This is a genomic window from Algibacter sp. L3A6, from assembly GCF_009796825.1.
Lineage (GTDB): Bacteria > Bacteroidota > Bacteroidia > Flavobacteriales > Flavobacteriaceae > Algibacter.
Genome location: NZ_CP047030.1, coordinates 2,371,608 through 2,393,856, shown reverse-complemented (window position 1 = coordinate 2,393,856; position 22,249 = coordinate 2,371,608). Strand labels below are relative to the sequence as shown.

Sequence of the window (22,249 nt, the reverse complement as noted above, 5' to 3'; positions counted from 1 at the left end):
CTTATATTGCAGCACCAAAATATTATTAGCTTACTTAAAAGTATGAATATGAAAAAAGTAGTGACAATCAAGGTTTTATTAATTGTAGCACTAGCTGTAGTGTCTACAAGTTGTAAAAAATCTTCGAGTTCTAAAAATAGCTCTAGAGCAACTGGATGGAACATTAACGATAGAGATGGTGGTTTTCAATATAATACAGAGTTTAAAGAACAGGAAACATCTCCTGGTCTTGTATTTATTGAAGGAGGCACATTTACTAAAGGTCGAGTGCAAGACGATGTTATGCATGACTGGAACAACAGCCCTAACCAACAGCATGTTATGTCTTTCTACATGGATGAAACTGAGGTTACCAATGCTATGTATTTAGAATACTTAGATTATTTAAAACGTTATTACCCTCCTTCTGAGGATAACTTTAAAGCAATTTACAACGGTGCTTTACCAGATACATTAGTTTGGAGAAACCGTTTAGGATACAATGAAGTTATGACGGAGAATTACCTACGTCACCCAGCTTATGGAGAATACCCTGTAGTTGGCGTTAGCTGGATTCAAGCTGTAGAGTTTTCTAACTGGAGGACAGACCGTGTTAACGAATTAAACTTAAGTCAAGCAGGATATCGTGAAATAAACCACACTGATATTGATCCTGATAATGCATTCAACACAAATAGATACACTATTGACCCTAGCTCTATGGATACAGGCGAACCTGTTGACTCTAGAAGAAATAGAAATATTACTGTAGATGCAGAAGGAAACGAATCTGGTATTTACGCAAGTAGAGAAACAGGTGTTCTTGCTCCAAAATACAGACTACCAACTGAAACTGAGTGGGAATATGCTGCTTTAGGATTAAGCGAAATTAGAAGTTATAACCTTTACAGAGGTCGTAAAAAATATCCATGGGACGGACAGTACACACGTTCAGGAAAAAGAAAAATTAGAGGAGACCAAATGGCCAACTTTAAACAAGGTAAAGGTGATTACGGTGGAATTGCAGGATGGTCTGATGATGGTGCCGATATTACAAATGCAGTAAAATCTTATGCTCCAAACGATTTTGGTTTATATGACATGGCTGGTAATGTAGCTGAATGGGTTGCCGATGTTTACAGACCTATTATTGATGATCAATTTAATGACTTTAACTACTACCGTGGTAACGTTTATACTAAAAACGCTATTAACGAAGATGGTTCTGTAAAAGTAATTACTTCAGATGAAATTGTTTATGATACTTTATCTAACGGAAAAATTATTGCTAGAAATTTACCTGGTGAAATCATGCAAGTTCCTGTAGATGAAAATGAAACGTTCCAAAGAACGAATTTTGATAAAAGTAACGAGATTAACTTTAGAGATGGAGACAAGCGCTCATCAAGAAAGTTTGAAAGCTTTGGTGATGAAGATGAAGAATCTGGAAAATCTAGCGGAATGTATAACTCTCCTAAACATAATATCTCTAGAGATTCTTTAGGAAACATTGTTAGAGAATATGATAAATCAAACAATAGAACATCTTTAATTAACGATGAAGTTCGTGTTTACAAAGGTGGTTCTTGGAAAGATAGAGAATACTGGTTAGATCCTGCTCAACGTCGCTACTTCCCACAAGATATGGCAACAGACTATATTGGGTTTAGATGTGCAATGTCTCGTGTTGGTTCTAAAAGTAAAGGAGCAAACAAAACGAAAAACTAAAACAAGTATTCGTTAATAAATATAAAAAGTCCTAGCAATATGTTAGGACTTTTTTTTATACATTTATTTTAAAATTTTAAGTTTTGAAAATAGAACAATTACATAGCCTTTTCTTAGAATGTCGTAACGTATCAACAGATACTAGAAAAATTAAAAATAACGACATGTTCTTTGCTTTAAAAGGCGAAAACTTTAATGGTAACACATATGCTAAAAAAGCCTTAGAAGCTGGTGCCAGGTATTCTATTATTGATGAAGTAGAATACAAAACTTCAGATAAAACAATTTTAGTAGATAATGTTCTAGAAACTTTACAGGCACTAGCAACCTTCCATAGATTGTACTTAAAAATACCGATTTTAGCTTTAACAGGAAGTAATGGTAAAACAACCACAAAAGAACTTATTAATTCCGTACTGTCTCAAAACTTTAAAACAACAGCCACTGTTGGTAATTTAAACAACCACATTGGTGTGCCTCTTACTTTACTATCTATGAACCAAAATACAGAAATTGGTATCGTAGAAATGGGAGCAAACCATCAAAAGGAAATAGAGTTTTTATGCAATATTGCTAAACCTGATTTTGGATATATCACAAACTTTGGAAAAGCACATTTAGAAGGCTTCGGAAGTGTTGAAGGCGTAATTAAAGGGAAAAGTGAAATGTACGATTTTCTGATAGCCAATAATAAAACTATTTTTGTTAACTCTAATGATAGCATACAAGTAGACAAAACAGAAAGTGCTACGCGTTTTACCTTTGGAAATAACAATTCTGATGCAAATATTAGCTTTAAAGACGCTCAACCCTTTGTTATTTCTCTATTTAAAGCAGAAGAGATTAAAAGTCAATTAATAGGTGATTACAACTTCAACAACATAGCCGCTGCAATTGCTATAGGCCAATACTTTAAAGTTGCTATTACTGACATTAAAAAAGCGATAGAGGTCTATACACCTACCAATAACCGTTCTCAAATTATAGAAAAAGACAGCAACAAAATAATATTAGATGCGTACAATGCAAACCCTACAAGTATGCATGCCGCACTTTTAAATTTTGAAAAACAAAAAGGTAATAAAATAGCCGTTTTAGGTGATATGTTTGAACTTGGTACAGAAGCCGTGATTGAACATAAAAACATTGCAGATTTAGCTGTATCATTAAACATAGAACACATTATTCTAGTTGGTGAAAACTTTTACAGCACAGACATCAAATCTGATCGACTAAAAAAGTATAGATCTTTTGCCGATTTAGAAGCCGCATTCCATATTTCAAAAGTAGAAGATTCTATTATATTAATTAAGGGATCTAGAGGTATGGCCTTGGAAAGGCTTTTAAATTAAGCGCAAAAAAAGTGCCTGATATAAAACCAAGCACCTTCTGTTTAAATAATTCTCCCTAAGAACTAATTAATAGCACTGTAAAGATCTTATTTTTGCGGGTTTTCCACAATACTCAAATTGAGTATTTTGATGTTTTTTTTATTAAAATAGACTTTTATTCATTTTAAGCATACCTATTAATTCGCCAGTAGAAGATATATTTAGTTTCTTTAAAATATTTCTTCGATGCGTATCCACCGTATTAGAACTAATATTGAGGCTAATTCCAATCTCTTTACTCGTTTTATTCAAAACAAGAAGTCTTATAATATCGCGCTCACGGTTACTTATACCACCTTTTAATAACCTATGCGAAAAATTACTAAAATATACAGTTTCATACTCATCATTATCATTTAATAACTTAGCCGAAGCGCAAACTTGCATCTCCATTTCGCCTGGTAAAACCGTGTAATGCGCTAAACCTATTATAGGCTTATTATCACTATCAAACTCTAATGGTGTCGTGGTCTGTATTAAATTTACATATTCCTCTTTAGCATTCTTTAAACGGTAATTCCAAGTATAACTCATGCGCTCTCTATTATCCAAGGAAATTTCAGTTAACGTAAAATTCATCAATTCATTTAATGCTTGAAGCCACTGCTCCAAATCATCGGGATGCATTCTACTCCAAAAATTACGCATACCACGAGCTTTTAATTCGGCTTTATCTAAACCCAAACATGCCGTCATATTTTTACTGATATATTCAAAAGTTAAATCTTGTGTATTAGTAACACAGAAAAAGGTAGAACTATAAGGCAAGTAAGTATCCAACTCAATAAATTTCTCTATATGCTTTTTGAGAGAAGGATTATCGTGAGATTTAAAGATTTCTTTATAAGTATCTTTAATATTATATCTATTCATGAGAGTGGATTGATTATCCTAAAATAGTAAAAATATTACACTCGTGAAGAATTTACTTTGATTTTTGGCAAAAAAAAAACCTAAGACTTTCATCTTAGGTTTAAATTTCTGTGGGCGCGAAGGGATTCGAACCCCTGACCCCTTGGGTGTAAACCAAGTGCTCTGAACCAACTGAGCTACGCGCCCTAACAATTATAAAGAGTAAACTCCTTTTTTACGTATAAAAAAAGTCTAAGATGTTATCTTAAACTTAATGTGGGCGCGAAGGGATTCGAACCCCTGACCCCTTGGGTGTAAACCAAGTGCTCTGAACCAACTGAGCTACGCGCCCTAATTATTAGGAGGTGCAAAGATACACTACTTTTTGACTTTACAAAGACTTTTTTTGAAAAAAAATTAAATTATTTCTGCTACTACAAAAGTACTTCCTCCGATAAAAATAAAATCATCGATCTCCGCTTTTTCTTTCGCTACTTTATAAGCCTCATCTACTGATTTATAGCTCTTACCAGTTAAATTATACTTGCTAAAAAACGCCCTTAATTCTTCTGCATCTAGACCACGAGAAATATCTGGTTTACAGAAATAATAAGTTGCATTTTTTGGTAATAAATCTATTATAGATTCTAAATCTTTATCATTTACCACTCCAAATACAATATGAAGGTGATTATAAACCTCATTAGAAAGCTGTTTCATCACATAAATTAAACCTTCTCGGTTATGGCCTGTATCACAAACCACCTTAGGCTCCTGATTTAAAACTTGCCAACGCCCTAATAAACCAGTGTTTTTTATAACGTGTGACAATCCCTCTTTTATATTACTTTTAGAAATATTATAATTTTTCTGCTGAAGAATTTTGATGGCAGTTACAACAGTTTGAATATTTTTAACTTGATAATCTCCCTTTAAATCAGAGACATAATTATTAGATACTTGCTGATCGGCAAAAGTAATATCAGCATTATTCTTAGTTGCTAAATCTACAAACACAGGTTTCGTTTCCTCTTGAGTCTCTCCTATTACAACAGGCACATTAGGCTTTATAATACCACCTTTTTCAAAAGCTATAGCATCTAAAGTATTTCCTAAAAACTCCGTATGATCTAACCCTATATTTGTAATTACCGCAACTTCTGGTGTAATAATATTTGTAGAGTCTAATCGGCCACCTAAACCAACTTCTATAACTGCAATATCTACTTTTTCCTCGGAAAAATATTCGAATGCCATACCAACAGTCATTTCAAAAAACGATAATTGATTAGCCTCAAAAAACAATTTATTACGTTCAATAAAGCCCGTTACAAATGTTTCACTTACTTCTTTACCATTTATTTTAATACGCTCTCTAAAATCTTTTAAATGAGGCGAAGTATACAAGCCCACTTTATAGCCTGCCTCTTGTAAAACAGAAGCTAGCATATGGCTAGAAGAACCTTTTCCGTTAGTTCCTGCTACGTGTATTGTTTTAAAATTTTGGTGTGGATTATCTAAATGGTTTATAAGTAAAACCGTATTACTCAAATCGACTTTATAAGCCGATTTGCCCTGCCTTTGATACATTGGCAGTTGAGAAAACATCCAATCTAAAGTATCGCTATACGTCATGTGTTATTGCCCCAATTTGAAGTTTACTTTTACAAAACCTATTTGCTTTGCAGGTGCTTTAGAGTCCGCAGGCCATCTATGAGAAAGCGCTATTTTTTTTGCTGGCTCTAATAGACATTGTGCTGTATTAGTAGTTCCTTTTACTCCTGGCTCAGCTTCTACAACCTGGCCGCTTTGGTTCACAGTAATTTTAACAATCACTAATCCCGATTCATTACAATCTTGTTTCACCGTATTGAAAGATGCTCGACCACGCCCATTAAGACCGTAACCAACACCACCACTTCCTGATCCAGACCCGAAGTAACTTGGCGCATATGGATTACCATCTAATTGTCCCTTATCTCCTGCCTTATTATCATCTCCTTCTCCTCCAGATTCTGTTCCTTCAGATTTACTAACACCACCAATTAAGGCATCTAATTTCCTTTTCTTTTCTTCCTGTTCACGTTTTTCCTTCGCCACTCGTTCAGCTTCCGCTTTAGCGATAGCTTCGGCTTTCTTTTTAGCATCTGCTTTGGCTTTCGCCTCGGCCTGTGCTTTAGCTTTTTCAGCTGCTTCTTGTTTTTTTATAGCAATCTCTTCCGCATTATCTGCCGTTAACACTTCTTCCTTAGTTTCAGCTGGCTTTGCAGCTTCTACTTGCTCAGGTACCGCTTCCGGTTCTGGTTCAGGAAGCTCTTCAACTTCACGCGGCTCAGATTTTATAGGCGCTTTAGGCTGTACGTCTCCTTTACCAAAATCTGTAGTTCCAAAATTTACAGCAACACCGTATTCCTCCGGTGGATCCATATACGGAGGTCCCACAACAAAGAGTAGCAACAAAATAATAACCATTATCAAAGTGGTTATTTTTGCTGAATCTTTTTCATGTTTGGTTTTGAAATATTTCATAGTAAAGGTAGTGCCTACTTTAAGTTACTAATTAGGCTGAACAGCCAAAATAACTTTAAATTTATTTCTATTCGCTATATCCATAACCTTTACCACATGCTCTACTGGTACAGATTTTTCTGCACGTAAAACAATGGTTGGTTGTTCTTTTTTAGATAAAGCAGCTATTAACTCAGTTTCTAGCACGCTTTCCCCTACCCTACTTTGATCTATATAGTAAGTTAAATCTTTTTTAATACTAACTGCTATCGACTTTTTATTCTCGGTTTTCCCACTCGCTTTTGGTAATAAAATATCAATTGCGTTGGTAGTTACCAAAGTGGAAGCAATCATAAAAAAGATAAGTAGCAGGAATACAATATCCGTCATAGACGACATATTAAACTCCGGCGTAACTTTATTTCTTCCTCTAAAATTCATATTAAGAAGGTTCGTTTAAATGGTCTAAAAACTCTAAGGAATTCGCTTCCATTTGATACACTACTTTATCTGTTTTAACCACTAAATGGTTATAAGTAATATAAGCAACAATACCCACAATTAAACCAGCAACCGTAGTTGTCATGGCTGTGTAAAGTCCGCTAGCCAAAACATCCATTTGAATACTTCCTCCAGCATTTGCAAGTTCGAAAATCGCCAAGATCATCCCAACAACAGTTCCTAAGAAACCAATCATTGGTGCTGCTCCAGAAATGGTAGCCAATACACTTACGTTTTTCTCTAGGCCATAAATTTCTAAACGCCCTGCGTTTTCTATTGCCGTATTAATATCTGCTAAAGGTTTTCCTATTCTAGAAATTCCTTTACCTATTAAACGAGAAACCGGAGAGTTCACTTGTGTACAAAGTGCTTGTGCCGATTCTATTTTACCATTACTGACATGATCTTTTATTTGGTTCATAAAGTTCGCTTCAACCTGTGATGCTGCTTTAATAGCAAACAAACGTTCAAAATAAATATAAATGGCAGCTACTAATAATAAAAATAGAATAGCAATAATAATTTGTCCGGCGAAACCACCGCTACTAATTAATTCTATTATCGAGAGTGTTTTTTCAACTGGTTCTCCCTCTGTTAATACCTCTGCACCGTCTGGTGCGTTTTGTAATATTGTGTTTAGCATATAATCTTAATTTATTGCAACTTTATAACGTCTATTTTGATATTAAATTATAGTCATCTTGATACTATTTAAAACAAAGTACAAAAACCTTCACACTTTGTTTTAAAATCTATATTAGAAACGACACTATAATCAACATGTGTGCCACTTTTCCGCGAAAGCGAAATAACTATTTATTAAAATAAAGTTCTTGTAAACATAAAGGCAACAGCACCTACTAAGAAACCAATTAAGGCTAACCAAGCAATTTTTTTAAGGTACCAGAAAAAATCAATTTTCTCCATTCCCATTGCTACTACACCTGCTGCAGAACCAATAATTAACATACTACCACCTGTTCCTGCAGAATAGGCTATAAAGTGCCAAAGTTCATTATCCATTGGTTCATGAAACATACCTAAACTAGCCGCTACTAATGGTACGTTATCGATTACCGCAGAACCTACACCTAATAATAATACTACTAAATCGGAAACGCCTTCGTGTCCGCCTGGGTGAATTTCTGTTCCTAACATTGGCATAGAATCTTGTAAAGATCCAGCAAAATTGAATAAGATACCTAAAGATTCTAAAGCTGCAACAGCCATTAAAATACCTAAGAAGAATAAAATACTTGGTAATTCAATTTTAGATAATGAATGGTGAACTGGGCTATGGTGTGCAGCAGCTTCGCTCTCTTCAGAATCATGATCCGTCATGCTAAACTTAGCATTACTATATATTTCAGCAAAAATTGCAACAACTGCTAAAGACAACATCATACCAACATAAGGAGGTAAGTGTGTAACCATTTTAAAGATTGGTACAAATACAATAGCACCTAAACCTAAGTAAAGCATTTTACCACTAAATTTAGATTTTGGCTTCTCTACAACTTCTTCTACATCTAAATCTCCTTGAAACGCTGGTAAGAATGATGCGATAAACGTTGGAACCGCCATACATAAAAATGATGGTAATAATAGGTAACCAACTAAATGCCCTGTTGATACTTTTTTACCAATCCATAACATAGTGGTTGTTACATCTCCAATTGGAGACCAAGCACCACCAGCATTAGCAGCAATAATAATTAAACCTGCATACCAAATACGTACACTTCTATCTTTAACAATTTTTTGAAGAATTGAAATTAATACAATAGTAGCCGTTAAGTTATCAATGATTGCAGATAAAATGAATGCTAGAATAGCAAAAATCCAAAGGATTTTACTTTTCTTTTTTGTTTTGATAAAATCTTTAATAGTTGAAAAACCATCGAAATAATCAATAATTTCAACAATTGTCATTGCCCCTAAAAGGAAAACCAAAATCTCACAAGTTTTACCTAAGTGGTGCAACAATGTGTTTTCCATTAAACTCATTTTACCAGAAGTCACCACATGACCACTTTCATCTAAAACATCATTTAAAGGTAAACCTCCAAAATTTTCCATTAAGCTATGGTTAGCAGAATCGAACCACTGAGTAAACCCATCTAGCCCCAAAGCAATTAAAGCCCAACAAATAGCCATCATGACTAACGCTGGTATTAATTTATCTATTTTGATACTATGCTCCATTGTTATAGCTAAATAGCCAAAAACAAATACTAAAATAATTGCTGCTTCCATATTAAATATTAAAATTGATTTTCTTTTAGATTAATTGACTTAGCGCAAGCTCGAAAGCTGTTGCGCTTATTTCTGTTTTAGATTTATTTTTTAAATATACTTTTTCTATCGCTTCTCTAATTTTATCAGAGGTATCATTAAAAATAGCCTCATCTGTCATTTGTACACGACGCTCCATAAAATAAGCAAACACTCGTGCCATTCCACAGTTAGAAATAAAATCGGGTATTAAACTTACTCGACTATCGGTATGCTCCATAATGGAACCGAAAAATATTTCCTTATCTGCAAAAGGAACATTAGCCCCACAAGAAATCACCTCCAACCCACTATTTATCATCTCATCAATTTGATTTTGAGTGATTAATCGTGATGCTGCACAAGGTGCGAATATCTCAGTTTGTAACTTCCAAATGTCTTGATTTATAGTCTCAAAAGGTATTAAATTCTCGGCCTCTAGGGTGTTCCCTGTTTTAGCTAAAAACAACTTTGTTATCTCTTCAAAAGTAAAACCTTCTTCATTAATTAAACCACCTGCAATATCGATAATTCCAACCACTTTTGCACCCATTTGAGATAAATAAAATGCAGCTGCCGCTCCTACATTCCCAAAACCCTGAATTACAGCACGTTTTCCTTTTACCGATCCACCGTAAATAGTGTAGTATTGTTTTACAGCTTCGGCAACGCCAAAACCAGTAATCATGTCGGCTATGGTATATTTTTTTGAGACACTTGGTGAAAAATCTGGATTTTCAATAACCTTAATTACACCCTGTCTTAATTGTCCTATTCTATTTATTTTATCAGCTTCCGTAGGTTTAAAGTGTCCGTTAAAAACACCTTCTTGTGGATGCCAAACACCACTTTGCTCGGTTATTGGAATAACTTCATGTATTTCATCTACATTTAAATCGCCTCCTGTTCCATAATAACTTTTAAGTAAAGGAGAAACGACAGCGTACCAACGTTAAAACACCTTTTTTTCTTGGATCTTTTGGATCGAAATTAATTCCCGATTTGGCTCCTCCAATTGCAGGACCAGAAACGGTGAATTTAATTTCCATGGTTTTTGCCAAAGACAATACCTCGTTCATATCCAACCCTTTTCTCATTCGTGTTCCCCCACCGGCTGCTCCACCTCGCAATGAGTTTATTACAACCCAACCTTCTGCTTCGGTTTCAGAGTCTTTCCAGTTAAATACTATTTCGGGTGCTTTATCTTCGTACTTTTTTAGTAATGCTTTCATTAATTTGTATGTTTTAAAATTTCAATAAATTATATTCTTTTTAGCTTACGCTCTACGAGTAATTCTTCGATATCTGTAGCTAAAGTTGATTCATTTTATTTAAAATTTTAAATTATTAATGATAAGTAACAAATATAAAAAAACTAGAAATCTTGTGAGATTAAATTTTCGTTATTTTATGAATAAATTCTTCCAGAACTATGGTTTTTTGATGCTCCGGTAACCGATTGTAAGCAATTCACTTCATTCCGAAGTTTTAAGATGCCTAAAAAACCAAAAATTAACGCCTCTTTAAACTCCACTAAATCGGCATTCGGAATAATAATTTCGGCTCCAATATTAGAGTTAATTTTCGAAATAATATAATCGTTATAAGCACCACCACCCGTCACCAAAACTCTTGCTCCAGACTTTATTACATTCGATATTTGCTCTGCTATATGGTCAGAACATGTACGCAAAATATCTTTTTCACTAGCTTGAGATGCTTCAATTAAGGGGAGTACATTTTTATTAACCCATTCTAAGCCTAAAGATTTTGGAGGAGTTTCTTTATAAAACTCTAAATGATTAAGCTGACTACCTAAATCGGACATATAATGACCCGATGCTGCAATTTTTCCGCCATCGTCATAATTAAAACCTAATTTTTGCGCATAAATATTAAGCACAATATTAACCGGACAAATATCATAAGCGATACGTTCCGTTTTTATTTGGGTAGAAATATTAGCAAAACCACCAAGGTTTAAGCAAAAATCGTATTCAGGAAACAATAATTGATCGCCAATAGGCACTAAAGGCGCACCTTGTCCACCAAGCTCAACATCTTCCACTCTAAAATCGCAAACCACCTTTTCGTTTATAAGTTTTGCTAAAACAGGTTTATTTCCTATTTGATAGGTTAACTTATTTTCGGGTCTATGTAAAGCCGTGTGCCCATGAGAACAAACTGCATCAATATTTTTAATATTATTTTTTGAGATAAAGGTTTTTATAACCTCAGCCAATAAAACAGTATAATCGACATCAATTAACTTCAAAGTTTCTAAAGAGCAATCCACCAAGCCTTTCAACTTCGTGTGCCAAGCCTGAGAATAACTAATTGTTTCGGCACAAATAATTTCAAAATGCCATGTACCATTAAAAACAAATTTGGCTTCAACTAAATCTATGCCATCAAGAGATGTTCCGGACATTACGCCGACAACATGATATTCTTTTTTTTCCATCGGATGTAAAAATAACAATACCCATTGAAATATTCACACTAAAAACCTATATTTGAAAACATTTTTTACATTTTTAACACCTTTTAATTACGAATTATGGATTTTAAACTCTCAGAAGAACATATTATGATACGCGACGCTGCTCGCGATTTTGCTCAAACCGAATTACTTCCTGGCGTAATTGAACGCGACAACAAGCAAGAATTTCCGCAATCTCTCGTTAAAAAAATGGGTGAATTAGGCTTTTTAGGTATTATGGTAGATCCAAAATACGGCGGAAGCGGTATGGATGCCATTTCGTATGTGTTAATTATGGAAGAGCTATCTAAAATAGACGCCTCGGCATCTGTAATAGTTTCCGTAAACAACTCTTTAGTTTGTTACGGCCTAGAAGCTTATGGTAGTGAAGAACAAAAACAAAAATATTTAACAAAACTAGCTACAGGTGAATTTGTAGGCGCTTTTTGCCTAAGTGAGCCCGAGGCTGGTAGTGATGCTACATCGCAAGCAACAACTGCTATAGATCATGGTGATCACTACGTTATTAATGGTACAAAAAACTGGATTACAAACGGTGGTCGTGCCGATGTTTATATCGTAATTGCACAAACCGATCGCGACAAAGGTTCGCATGGTATAAACGCTTTTATAGTTGAAAAAGGTACTGAAGGGTTCCATATTGGACCAAAAGAAGATAAGCTTGGTATTCGCGGTAGCGACACACATACACTTCAATTTAACGATGTAAAACTCTCTAAAGAAAACCGTATTGGTGTTAATGGTTCTGGCTTTCGTTTTGCTATGAAAACACTTTCTGGCGGACGAATTGGCATTGCTGCACAAGCCTTAGGTATCGCTTCTGGTGCTTATGAACTTGCATTAAAATACTCCAAACAACGTAAAGCATTTGGTACCGAAATTTGCAACCACCAAGCCATAGCATTCAAATTAGCAGATATGTATACCGATATTGAAGCGGCACGTATGCTTGTTATGAAAGCTGCTTGGGATAAAGACCAAGGCCTTAATTACGATAAATCTAGTGCCATGGCAAAACTATACGCTAGTAAAGTCGCTATGGAGCACACCGTAGAAGCTGTACAAATACACGGTGGCAACGGTTTTGTAAAAGATTATCACGTAGAACGCTTAATGCGTGATGCCAAAATAACACAGATTTACGAAGGCACTTCAGAAATACAAAAAATCGTTATTTCTAGAAGCTTGATTAAGGAATAACAACACCTTATTACATTATAAAATCACCAATTATAAAAAAAGGCTCAAAATATTTGAGTCTTTTTTTGTTAAGAATCACGAAAGTCCTCGACAATTACAAATAGATTTCATTATTTCGTAAAAAAATAAAATCATGTCAAAAACATATTACGACCCAGCCGATTTAAGAAAATTTGGAAAAATCACCGAATGGAGCAAAGATTTAGGCGAGAAATTTTTTGAGTATTACGGAAAAGTTTTCGAAGAAGGCGCGTTAACAGCTCGTGAAAAATCACTTATCGCGCTTGCCGTTGCTCACACCGAGCAATGTCCATATTGTATAGACGCTTACACAAAAGATGGCTTGCAACGTGGCGTAACTAAAGAAGAAATGATGGAAGCTATACACGTAGGCGCAGCCATAAAAAGTGGTGCAACACTAGTGCACGGCGTACAAATGATGAATAAAGTAAACAAATTAGACGGATAGAAATTTTTGGGCGTTACCCGAAAAGGGTCGGGCTTTCGGCAGTCGCTTTTTTGTGTTGCATAAGCGCAACAACACAAAAAGAGCTTCAACAAATGCCTCAATCCCTAACGCACCCATCCGCCAAGTACTGTTTTCACAAAGCAAACAGTATCTTAATTTATAAAAACTATTAATGGCAACAAAGTCTCTAAAAAAACGCGAAAGCGACTTAGCAAATAGCAATAGGCAACTCGATATTTTATCGAATGGTATTTTCAAAAATGGAGAATTACCAACCTTTAAAGATAAAATTTCCGAAACCGGCCAATTTCCGCTTAAAGCGAAAAAATTAGAAATTCTACAAATAAACGTAGGCTACATGTGTAACCAAGTTTGCGATCACTGCCATGTAGATGCCGGTCCAGATCGTAAAGAAATCATGACGCGTGATACCATGCGAGAGTGTTTAGAGGTTATTAAAAACACCGGTGCACACACTTTAGATTTAACGGGTGGCGCTCCAGAAATGAATCCTGATTTTCGCTGGTTTGTAGAAGAAGCTGCAAAAGCAGGCATTAAAGATTTTATTGTGCGCTCTAACCTAACCATAATTAGAGCCAACAAAAAATACTACGATTTACCAGAATTCTTTAAAAAACACAATGTACATGTAGTGAGTTCTATGCCACACTGGACACGTGGAAAAACAGACAAACAACGTGGCGATGGAGTTTTCGATAAATCGATTAGAGCACTACAAGATTTAAATGCTATTGGTTACGGCATGCCCGGTAGCGATTTACGTTTAGATTTAGTTTACAATCCGTCGGGAGCCTTTTTACCAGGTGATCAAGCTGCCATGGAAAAAGATTTCAAAAAAGCTTTAAAAGAAGATTTCGATATTCAGTTTCATAATTTATTCGCAATTACAAATTTACCAATCGCAAGATTTTTAGATTTTCTTATTGCTTCAGAAAATTATGAAGATTATATGTATTCTCTAGTAGAAGCTTACAATCCTTCTGCTGTAGAAAACGTAATGTGCACCAATACATTATCTATAAGTTGGGATGGTTATTTATTTGATTGTGATTTTAATCAAATGCTTAATTTACCCGTAAATAGCAAAGCAAAACACATTAGCGAATACAATGAAGAACTTCTAGAAGGTAGAGACATTGTAATTTCTCAACATTGTTACGGTTGTACCGCAGGTGCAGGAAGTAGCTGTCAAGGCGTTGTTGCATAACAAATGAAAAACCATAAAGTAGCCATATTAATTTTTGCGAACTCTGCTGAAAAGGAGATGGTATCAAAACCATTATCCTCAACAAGCGGTTTGTTTGAAGTGTTAAACCTTCAAACTATAAATGTTGCAAAAAAAACAGGCTTACCTTATTTTCATCTAAGCGAAAACCAACAAGTTGGAGCAAATTTTGGCGAACGTTTTACAAACGCCATTCAATCTATTTACAACAAAGGATATCAAGCCATTATCACTATTGGGAATGATACGCCGCATTTAACTGCAAAACATATTTTAAAAACTGCCGAGCAACTAAAACATAATCATATTGTTTTAGGACCTTCTACAGATGGTGGGTTTTATTTAATGGGCCTAAAAGAGCAACTGTTTAACAAAGACACTTTTTTAAAGTTACCTTGGCAAACGACTGGTTTAAATAGAAGTATTTCTAAAGCATTAGCTTCCAACAACACCAAAATTCATTATTTAGAAGTATTAACAGATATTGATAATGCTTCAGATATAGAACGTGTTTTAAATAGTTTCAAAAGCATTTCGGCTGCTATTAAATCTATTTTACTTCAGTCTATTTCAATTTCAACTAAAATAATAGCTTACCATATTTCAGCCTTTAATAACTTCATATTAAAAAGGCAACACAACAAGGGCTCTCCTGCTCTACTTCATTTACAATAAATCTTATTTTTCTATTAAATCTTCCCGAAGGTTTATCTAACTTTTATTCAATTAAATGAAGCATATTTTACTATGCATGCTATTTGCCGTATATGGTTTTACGCATGCACAAACGACGATAACTGGTCGTGTTACAGACAAGGAAAACAATGAGCCTCTACCCTTTGTAAATATAACAAGCAACGCAACAGGTACTATTACCGATGAAAATGGAAATTACTCTATTGAAATTTCAACAGAAACAAATACATTACAATTTTCATTTTTAGGATATAAAACGGAAACAATTTCAATTGAAAACAAAACAATTATAAATGTTAGTTTAACCGAAGATGCCGCCGCGCTCAACGAAGTTGTTATAACCGCCTTAGGTATAAAACGAAACACCAAAGCACTAGGTTACTCAGTACAAGCTATTAAATCTAATGACTTAACAGAAGTAAAAACGGCTAATTTTCTTGATAACCTACAAGGCAAATTAGCAGGAGTTACGGTTACACAAGGCGCAACGGGAGTTGGATCAACCTCTAAAATCACTATTAGAGGCGAAGCATCTTTCTCTAATAACAATCCGCTTTTTGTGGTAGATGGCACACCTATTAACAACGAAACTGTTTTTAATTTCACCAACCAAGCTGCGGCGGGTTTTCAAGAAATAGATTTTGGAAATGGCGCCATGGAAGTTAACCCTGATGATATAGAATCGGTTACCGTTTTAAAAGGCGCTAATGCTGCCGCACTTTATGGCACACGCGCTGCAAACGGTGTTATAGTAATAAAAACCAAAGACGGAAACAAGCAAAAAGGTTTTAGAGTGAGTTTAAATACATCGGTAACTTTAGATTCTGCTTTTAAACTCCCTGAATTTCAAAACACATACGGACAGGGACAATCTGGACAGTTTGAATTTGTAGATGGTTTAGGTGGCGGAACTAGTGATAACTTAACTTATTCTTGGGGACCAAAATTAGATGCAGGTATTTTAATACCTCAATTTGATAGCCCCGTACAACTTGCCGATGGTAGTTTTGTTAGAGGTGGCGATACATCGCTTTACAGCGGATTGCCTATAACTGCGACACCGTTTAACTCTAACCCAGACAATCTAAAAGACTTCTATAAAACAGGAGTTACTACCACGAATAACATTTCAATATCAAATGGTTTCGGTAATGGTAGCTATAGATTATCATTCACCGATTTAAGAAGTGAATCTATTATTCCTGGTGTAAATCTAGATCGCCAAACTGTTGCTACAAAACTCAATTTTAAACCTAGCGATAAAACGGAGATTAACAGTTCTTTTAGCTATGTAAACTCTAGTAGCGATAATAGACCATCTAATGGTTACGGTAGCGAAAACGTGAATTATTCTTTAGTAGCTTGGGGCCCACGTTCGCTCAACATCGATAATTTAAAAAACTACTGGCAACCCGGTTTAGAAGGTGTACAACAATACGCGTTTAACTATGCCTTTTTCGATAATCCTTATTTTATTTTATATGAAAACAAAAATGCTTTTCAGCGTGATCGAATTTTCGGGAATATTGCCATAAAACAGGAACTAACCAATCATTTAAGCGTGTCGCTTAGAACAGGTATGGATTACAGTAGTGAAACGCGTCAACTGATTAGAAACTTCAGTAGTAATCGTTTTCAAAACGGTGCTTACGCGGAACATGATGTTACATACAGAGAGGTTAACACCGATTTCTTAATTAATTACAACAATGAATTTGGAGATTTCTCTTTTGATTTTTCAGCTGGTGGTAATCGCTTAAATCAAACGGCATCTACCAAACAATCGCAAACGGTTAATTTAGCGCAACCAGGAATTTTCAGTCTTAATAATGCTGCTTCTCCTATTGAAGTTTTTCAATTTAAAAGTAAAAAGCGTATTAACTCACTTTACAGTATTGCTAAATTAGGCTACAAAAACTTTTTATATTTAGATGTTACTGGAAGAAACGATTGGTCTAGCGCACTAGCAACTCCTTTTTCTGTAGATGGAACATCGTTTTTTTACCCATCGGTTTCTACTAGTTTTATTTTATCTCATGTAGTAAAACTACCTAACGCCATATCTTTCGCAAAAATACGCGCGAGTCTTGCTCAAGTAGGAAATGATACGAGTCCATACCAAACCTCAGGAACGTTTGTTTCGCAAACCACTTTTAATGGTGAGCCGACTTTTAGTGATCAAAACTTTATACCCAATGCCAATTTAAAACCAGAACAAACCACAAGTTTTGAAATTGGCACAGACCTCCGCTTCTTTAAAGATCGATTAAGTTTCGATTTCACTTATTACAATGCAGATACTAAAGATCAAATTATTTCACTACCTATTGCAACCTCATCAGGCTATAATGAGCAAGTAGTAAATGGAGGAACTGTAAATAGTAAAGGTGTTGAAATTGTACTTGGCATAACACCAATTAAAACTAAAAATTTCACATGGAATTCGACCTTTAATTTTGCAACCAATAAATCTACCGTTAAAAATTTACCACAAAACGATGGCAGATTAACACTAGCTTTTAGCCGAATTTACGATAGCGCGAACCAAACCGTTTGGTTTCAAGTTGAGGAAGGTGGGCGTTTAGGTGATTTCTACGGCACGGGGTATTCCAAAAATGAAAATGGTGAATTTATTATTAGTGATAGTGGCGATTTCATTGAAGATAACACCTTAAAAAAACTAGGTAATTACAATCCTGATTTCACTTTAGGTTGGCATAACAACTTCAACTACAAGAATTGGAATATGAGTTTCTTATTGGATTGGAGACAAGGCGGAGAAATTGTTTCAAGAACTCGGGCTTTAGGAAACGTTGGCGGTCAATTATCCGAAACAGCATTTAGACCAGAAGAAGGCATTATAGCTCAAGGTGTAAACATCAATACAGGTTTACCCAACACCGTTGCTCTTTCTGCCGAAAGTTATTACAGACAATTTTACAACAGAAATCATGAAGAAAACAATGTATATGATGCCTCATTTTTAAAACTACGTCAATTTGCTTTGGGGTACAGTTTTAAACTAAATGAAGGCGTTCTAGGACTTACTAACGGTGCCGCATTAACACTTTCTTTTACAGGAAACAATCTATTTGCTATTACTGAAAACCCACATTTCGATCCAGAACAACTTGCCGTACAAGGCAATGGTTTTGTAAGTGGTGTTGAAGATTTAAGCTATGCCACAACCCGAAGTTTTGGTTTAAAAGTGGGCATTGATTTTTAAAAGTACATTTTCGTTTTAACGGAAATTAAAAATATTATTCATGAAAAACATACTATATATATTGCCCTTTTTAAGTCTTCTAATAACAGCTAGCTGTACGAATGACTTTCAAAATATTAATACAAACCCAAACGCTCCCGTTTCGGTACAACCAAGTTTATTGCTGCGCCAAGTTATTTATAATTATGGTGAAGAAATGAGTTATGAAGGTTTTGTTGCTGGTGATTTATTATCGCAACACAGAACAGCCTTAGGTTTCAATTTATTCGATAGACATGCGCTTAAATCACCCCAATTAGGAGGCAACCCATGGTCCATATTTTACAGCAATTTACGAGACAATGAAATTATTTTAAATCAGTCTAGAACCGTTGATGCTTTTAAAGTTTACGAAGGCCCCGCGCTTATTCTTAAAGCCTACATGGCAGCTGGTTTAACCGATCTATTTGGTGATGTACCTTATTTTGAAGCTTTCAATGGCACGACTATTACCGTAACACCAGTCTATGACAATCAAGAAGATATTTACCTAAACGAAGGTGGTATCCTAGATAATCTAAACAAAGGTATTGCTGCAATTGAAAATTATACAGATGTTATTTCATTAGAAGGAGATATTTTATTCCATGGAGATTTACAAGGTTGGATACGCTTTGCAAATTCATTAAAAATTAAACACCTGATACGTATTTCGAATAAAGAAGATGTTTCTGCGGAATTACAAGCGCTTTATGATGCTGATAATTACATCAAAGAAAATTCAGAAAACGCCATTTTCAACTTTACAAATTCAGACCCAAATAGCTTTAGATTGGCACAATTAAGAATTGGAGATTTTACCAACTTTGTACTTTCTGAAACTATGGAAGATATCCTAATGGATTTGAATGACACACGTATAAACACTTTATTCCAACCTTTTTCAAACTCAAATTCCAGTGAATTTAACGGATTACTAAATGGAATTGACGCCACCTCGACATCACCAAAACTAGCAGATTACTCTCTAGCAGGCACTGCTTTTAGAGACGACACCTCAACTTTAGATGCTAATTTTATAACCGCTTGGGAAGTGAAATTTGTTCTAGCCGAAGCTGCTGAAAAGAATTTAATTACAGCCGATGCAGAACAACTTTACAATAAAGGTGTTGCTTTAGCTTTCGAATATTGGAACACTGCTTTACCAGCCAACTACCTCAAAGAACAAGCCGCTTATTATAATACAGACAAAACGCCTTTAGAGCAAATAATAACTCAAAAATGGATTGCAAATATTATAAATGGTTACGAAGGTTGGATAGAATATAACCGAACCGGATTTCCTGAATTAAAAACAATTTCGGCTAGTTTAAATAACGGCCTGATTCCTATGCGCATGCCTTACCCTGCAGAAGAAGAAACTTTAAATGCAGAACATTACGCAAAAGCCGCAATAAACACAGATAACAATAGCATTAACATACCTGTATGGTGGAATGAATAATATAGACACAGTAACATGGCAATGGGGATTAATTATAACATCGAGTTTGATATTATTTTTTTTATCGCCCTTTGCTAAAACAACAGATCAGTTTTTTAAAGCAACCAAAAGGTTAAAAAAACCAGGCACCGTAGTTTTAACGGGAAGCCTCATAATTTCTTGGATTTTTGCTAAAAGTATTACCAATGCAGCAAACCTTGGTTTACAATTTGGTTTAGTTGGTGGTGTGGCCTATGCTGGTTATTACCTATCTTTTGCTGTTGCAGGTATTTTACTTTATCAGTTAAGAGTTAAAGGTGGTTTTGAGAGTATTCACCACTTTTTAACTACAAAATTTGGAAAAGGCGCTATGGTTATTTTTTCAATTTTAATTGCTTTTAGACTTTTTAACGAAGTATGGAGCAACACCATGGTTATTGGCAGCTACTTTGGCGAAACAGGAAGTTCTCCATATTATTGGTCCATACTTCTATTTACACTATTAACCTTAGCTTACGCATTAAAAGGCGGATTGAGTAGTTCTATTTTTACCGACGTTATACAAATGGGATTATTTTCGGTGTTACTTTTCATTATTTTATATCATATATTTTCAATCGAAGATTTCTCAACTCAAGATATTGTTTCATCTGGAACATGGAGTTTCGAACTCGGTTTAAACCTATTTTTCGCAGCTATTATTCAATCGTTTAGCTATCCTTTTCACGACCCTGTACTTACAGACAGAGCATTTATAAGCTCTCCTAAAGTTACAAGAAGAAGTTTTTTAATCGCTAGTGTTTTGGGTGCACTTTGCATTATTTTATTTAGCATCATTGGTGTATATGCGCAGACTCAAAATATGCAAGGCCAAGCTGCTGTAAAGGTTGGCAAAGCCTTTGGCGTATTTATTTTACTTATTATTAATTTTATAATGATTACCTCGGCTGCCTCAACTCTAGATTCCACGTTTTCGTCGTTTTCCAAGTTACTATCTATCGATTTAAACTTAGGAAAAAACGTAACATTCGGGCGTATTTCTATGATACTTATTGCAGTTTTGGGTACCATACCCGTTTTTTTAAATGCTGAAATATTATCGGCCACAACCATATCAGGAACTATGGTTATTGGTTTAACGCCTGTATTTCTATTTTGGAATATGGATGTTCCTAAAATAAGTTATTACCTCAGCGTAAGTTGTGGATTAGTTTTCGGCATCATTTTAGTATTAAACATATTCCCAGAATCACTCATTTTTACACAAGGAAAATATGCCAATTTACTTTGGATTAATTTCTGGGGCGTTTTAAGTTGTATCACATTATATATTATTCCAAAATGGATAAAAAAATAAAAGAATTAGGTCAAATTTCTGGTAAAGTTTTACTTTTTGGAGGTGTTTACAGCAACCTTCAAGCCCTAGAAGCGCTAAAACAAATTGCCGAGAAAGAAAATATTCCGCCAGAGCATTGCATCTGTACCGGAGATATTGTTGGTTATTGTGCACAGCCCGAGGAAACCGTGCAGCTTTTTAAAATATGGAATGCCAAAAGTATTGCAGGTAATGTGGAAGTACAACTTAGCGAAGGCGCGACAGATTGTGGTTGCGATTTTAGAAAAGGATCTCGATGTGATGGTTTTTCGCAACAATGGTACCCTTATGCGCAAAGTAAACTTTCTAAAGATTCGCTAAATTTCATTAACAAGATACCCGATCATATTACGTTTAATTATGCTAACAGGGAGGTTTTAGTCGTTCATGGTTCTTATGAAAATACATCAGAATTTATTTTTAAATCGACGCCTTGGAATGCCAAAGCACCAAGTTTTAATGGTAATGAATTTGATGTCGTTATTGGCGGACATTGTGGATTACCTTTTCAAGATAAGCACGACGATAAACTATGGCTAAACCCTGGTGTTATTGGTATGCCTGCAAACGATGGTAGCCCAAACGTATGGTATGCTATTTTAGACGATTCGCAAAACACATTCAGTTTTAAACATTATAGTTTAAATTACAATTACAGATTAACAAACAAACTCATGTTAAACGGCTTGCTTCCTAAAGAATATGCAAGAACTATTGTTACTGGAATTTGGGATAATACAGAAATCTTACCAGCCATTGAAAGTGGCTTACAAGGTTTTGGCGTTAATATTATTTAGCTCAAAATCACTACCAAATGTAATTTTATTAAATTTGAGAGA

Annotated in this window: 17 protein-coding genes, 2 tRNA genes and 1 pseudogene; 10 read left to right on the top strand and 10 right to left on the bottom strand. The window is 34.9% G+C overall.

Annotated features, from left to right (window positions below; genetic code table 11):
• Positions 1 to 42: 42 nt before the first annotated feature.
• Entirely contained in the window at positions 43 to 1,707 is a 1,665-nt protein-coding gene (gene gldJ, locus GQR98_RS10045; protein WP_199270183.1) for a gliding motility lipoprotein GldJ, read from the top strand.
• Positions 1,708 to 1,790: 83 nt separating this feature from the next.
• Entirely contained in the window at positions 1,791 to 3,059 is a 1,269-nt protein-coding gene (locus GQR98_RS10040) for a UDP-N-acetylmuramoyl-tripeptide--D-alanyl-D-alanine ligase (RefSeq protein WP_159019379.1), read from the top strand.
• Positions 3,060 to 3,200: 141 nt separating this feature from the next.
• On the opposite strand, the gene GQR98_RS10035 is transcribed toward GQR98_RS10040, so the two are convergent.
• The 10 genes and pseudogenes from GQR98_RS10035 to GQR98_RS09990 form a co-directional block, all read right to left on the bottom strand.
• The gene (locus GQR98_RS10035; protein ID WP_159019378.1) at positions 3,201 to 3,971 is read right to left on the bottom strand and encodes a LuxR C-terminal-related transcriptional regulator; all 771 of its coding nucleotides are present in this window, start codon (positions 3,969 to 3,971) and stop codon (positions 3,201 to 3,203) included.
• Positions 3,972 to 4,082: 111 nt separating this feature from the next.
• Positions 4,083 to 4,157 (bottom strand) — tRNA-Val (locus GQR98_RS10030).
• A 70-nt stretch (positions 4,158 to 4,227) separates the two neighbouring features.
• A tRNA-Val gene (locus tag GQR98_RS10025) sits at positions 4,228 to 4,302 on the bottom strand.
• A 65-nt stretch (positions 4,303 to 4,367) separates the two neighbouring features.
• Positions 4,368 to 5,585 carry a bifunctional folylpolyglutamate synthase/dihydrofolate synthase gene (locus GQR98_RS10020; RefSeq protein ID WP_159019377.1) on the bottom strand — a complete coding sequence of 406 codons (1,218 nt, stop codon included), beginning with the start codon at positions 5,583 to 5,585 and terminating at the stop codon, positions 4,368 to 4,370.
• 3 nt (positions 5,586 to 5,588) lie between these two features.
• On the bottom strand, positions 5,589 to 6,479 hold the full coding sequence (locus GQR98_RS10015) for an energy transducer TonB (RefSeq protein WP_159019376.1): 891 nt from the start codon (positions 6,477 to 6,479) through the stop codon (positions 5,589 to 5,591).
• A 27-nt stretch (positions 6,480 to 6,506) separates the two neighbouring features.
• Positions 6,507 to 6,899: an ExbD/TolR family protein gene (locus GQR98_RS10010; protein ID WP_159019375.1), complete on the bottom strand. Its 393-nt coding sequence runs from the start codon at positions 6,897 to 6,899 to the stop codon at positions 6,507 to 6,509.
• A 1-nt stretch (position 6,900) separates the two neighbouring features.
• Complete coding sequence (locus GQR98_RS10005; protein ID WP_159019374.1) at positions 6,901 to 7,602, bottom strand: MotA/TolQ/ExbB proton channel family protein; 702 nt, start codon at positions 7,600 to 7,602, stop codon at positions 6,901 to 6,903.
• Positions 7,603 to 7,778: 176 nt separating this feature from the next.
• On the bottom strand, positions 7,779 to 9,215 hold the full coding sequence (nhaD, locus tag GQR98_RS10000) for a sodium:proton antiporter NhaD (RefSeq protein WP_159019373.1): 1,437 nt from the start codon (positions 9,213 to 9,215) through the stop codon (positions 7,779 to 7,781).
• A gap of 25 nt (positions 9,216 to 9,240) precedes the next feature.
• Positions 9,241 to 10,465, bottom strand: a pseudogene (locus GQR98_RS09995) (Glu/Leu/Phe/Val dehydrogenase dimerization domain-containing protein).
• Between the two features lie 176 nt (positions 10,466 to 10,641).
• Positions 10,642 to 11,697, bottom strand: coding sequence for an anhydro-N-acetylmuramic acid kinase (locus GQR98_RS09990; protein WP_159019372.1), 1,056 nt, complete (start codon positions 11,695 to 11,697; stop codon positions 10,642 to 10,644).
• A 96-nt stretch (positions 11,698 to 11,793) separates the two neighbouring features.
• Between GQR98_RS09990 and GQR98_RS09985 the strand changes: the two genes are divergently transcribed.
• The 8 genes from GQR98_RS09985 (at position 11,794) to GQR98_RS09950 (ending at position 22,207) form a co-directional block, all read left to right on the top strand.
• Positions 11,794 to 12,936 (top strand): acyl-CoA dehydrogenase, encoded by a 1,143-nt coding sequence (locus tag GQR98_RS09985; protein WP_159019371.1) that lies wholly within the window; start codon positions 11,794 to 11,796, stop codon positions 12,934 to 12,936.
• Between the two features lie 133 nt (positions 12,937 to 13,069).
• Positions 13,070 to 13,405, top strand: coding sequence for an arsenosugar biosynthesis-associated peroxidase-like protein (locus GQR98_RS09980; protein ID WP_042505157.1), 336 nt, complete (start codon positions 13,070 to 13,072; stop codon positions 13,403 to 13,405).
• Between the two features lie 172 nt (positions 13,406 to 13,577).
• Complete coding sequence (gene arsS / locus GQR98_RS09975) at positions 13,578 to 14,633, top strand: arsenosugar biosynthesis radical SAM (seleno)protein ArsS (protein WP_159019370.1); 1,056 nt, start codon at positions 13,578 to 13,580, stop codon at positions 14,631 to 14,633.
• Between the two features lie 3 nt (positions 14,634 to 14,636).
• A complete protein-coding gene (locus tag GQR98_RS09970; RefSeq protein ID WP_159019369.1) occupies positions 14,637 to 15,326 on the top strand; it encodes a DUF2064 domain-containing protein in 690 nt (229 codons plus the stop codon).
• A gap of 55 nt (positions 15,327 to 15,381) precedes the next feature.
• On the top strand, positions 15,382 to 18,573 hold the full coding sequence (locus GQR98_RS09965; protein WP_159019368.1) for a SusC/RagA family TonB-linked outer membrane protein: 3,192 nt from the start codon (positions 15,382 to 15,384) through the stop codon (positions 18,571 to 18,573).
• Between the two features lie 40 nt (positions 18,574 to 18,613).
• The gene (locus tag GQR98_RS09960) at positions 18,614 to 20,056 is read left to right on the top strand and encodes a SusD/RagB family nutrient-binding outer membrane lipoprotein (protein WP_159019367.1); all 1,443 of its coding nucleotides are present in this window, start codon (positions 18,614 to 18,616) and stop codon (positions 20,054 to 20,056) included.
• Positions 20,049 to 21,392, top strand: a complete 1,344-nt coding sequence (locus tag GQR98_RS09955; RefSeq protein WP_410488888.1) for a sodium:solute symporter family transporter — start codon at positions 20,049 to 20,051, stop codon at positions 21,390 to 21,392. The genes GQR98_RS09960 and GQR98_RS09955 overlap by 8 nt, the downstream gene beginning before the upstream one ends.
• Complete coding sequence (locus GQR98_RS09950; protein WP_159019366.1) at positions 21,377 to 22,207, top strand: metallophosphoesterase family protein; 831 nt, start codon at positions 21,377 to 21,379, stop codon at positions 22,205 to 22,207. The genes GQR98_RS09955 and GQR98_RS09950 overlap by 16 nt, the downstream gene beginning before the upstream one ends.
• The last annotated feature ends 42 nt before the right edge of the window (positions 22,208 to 22,249 follow it).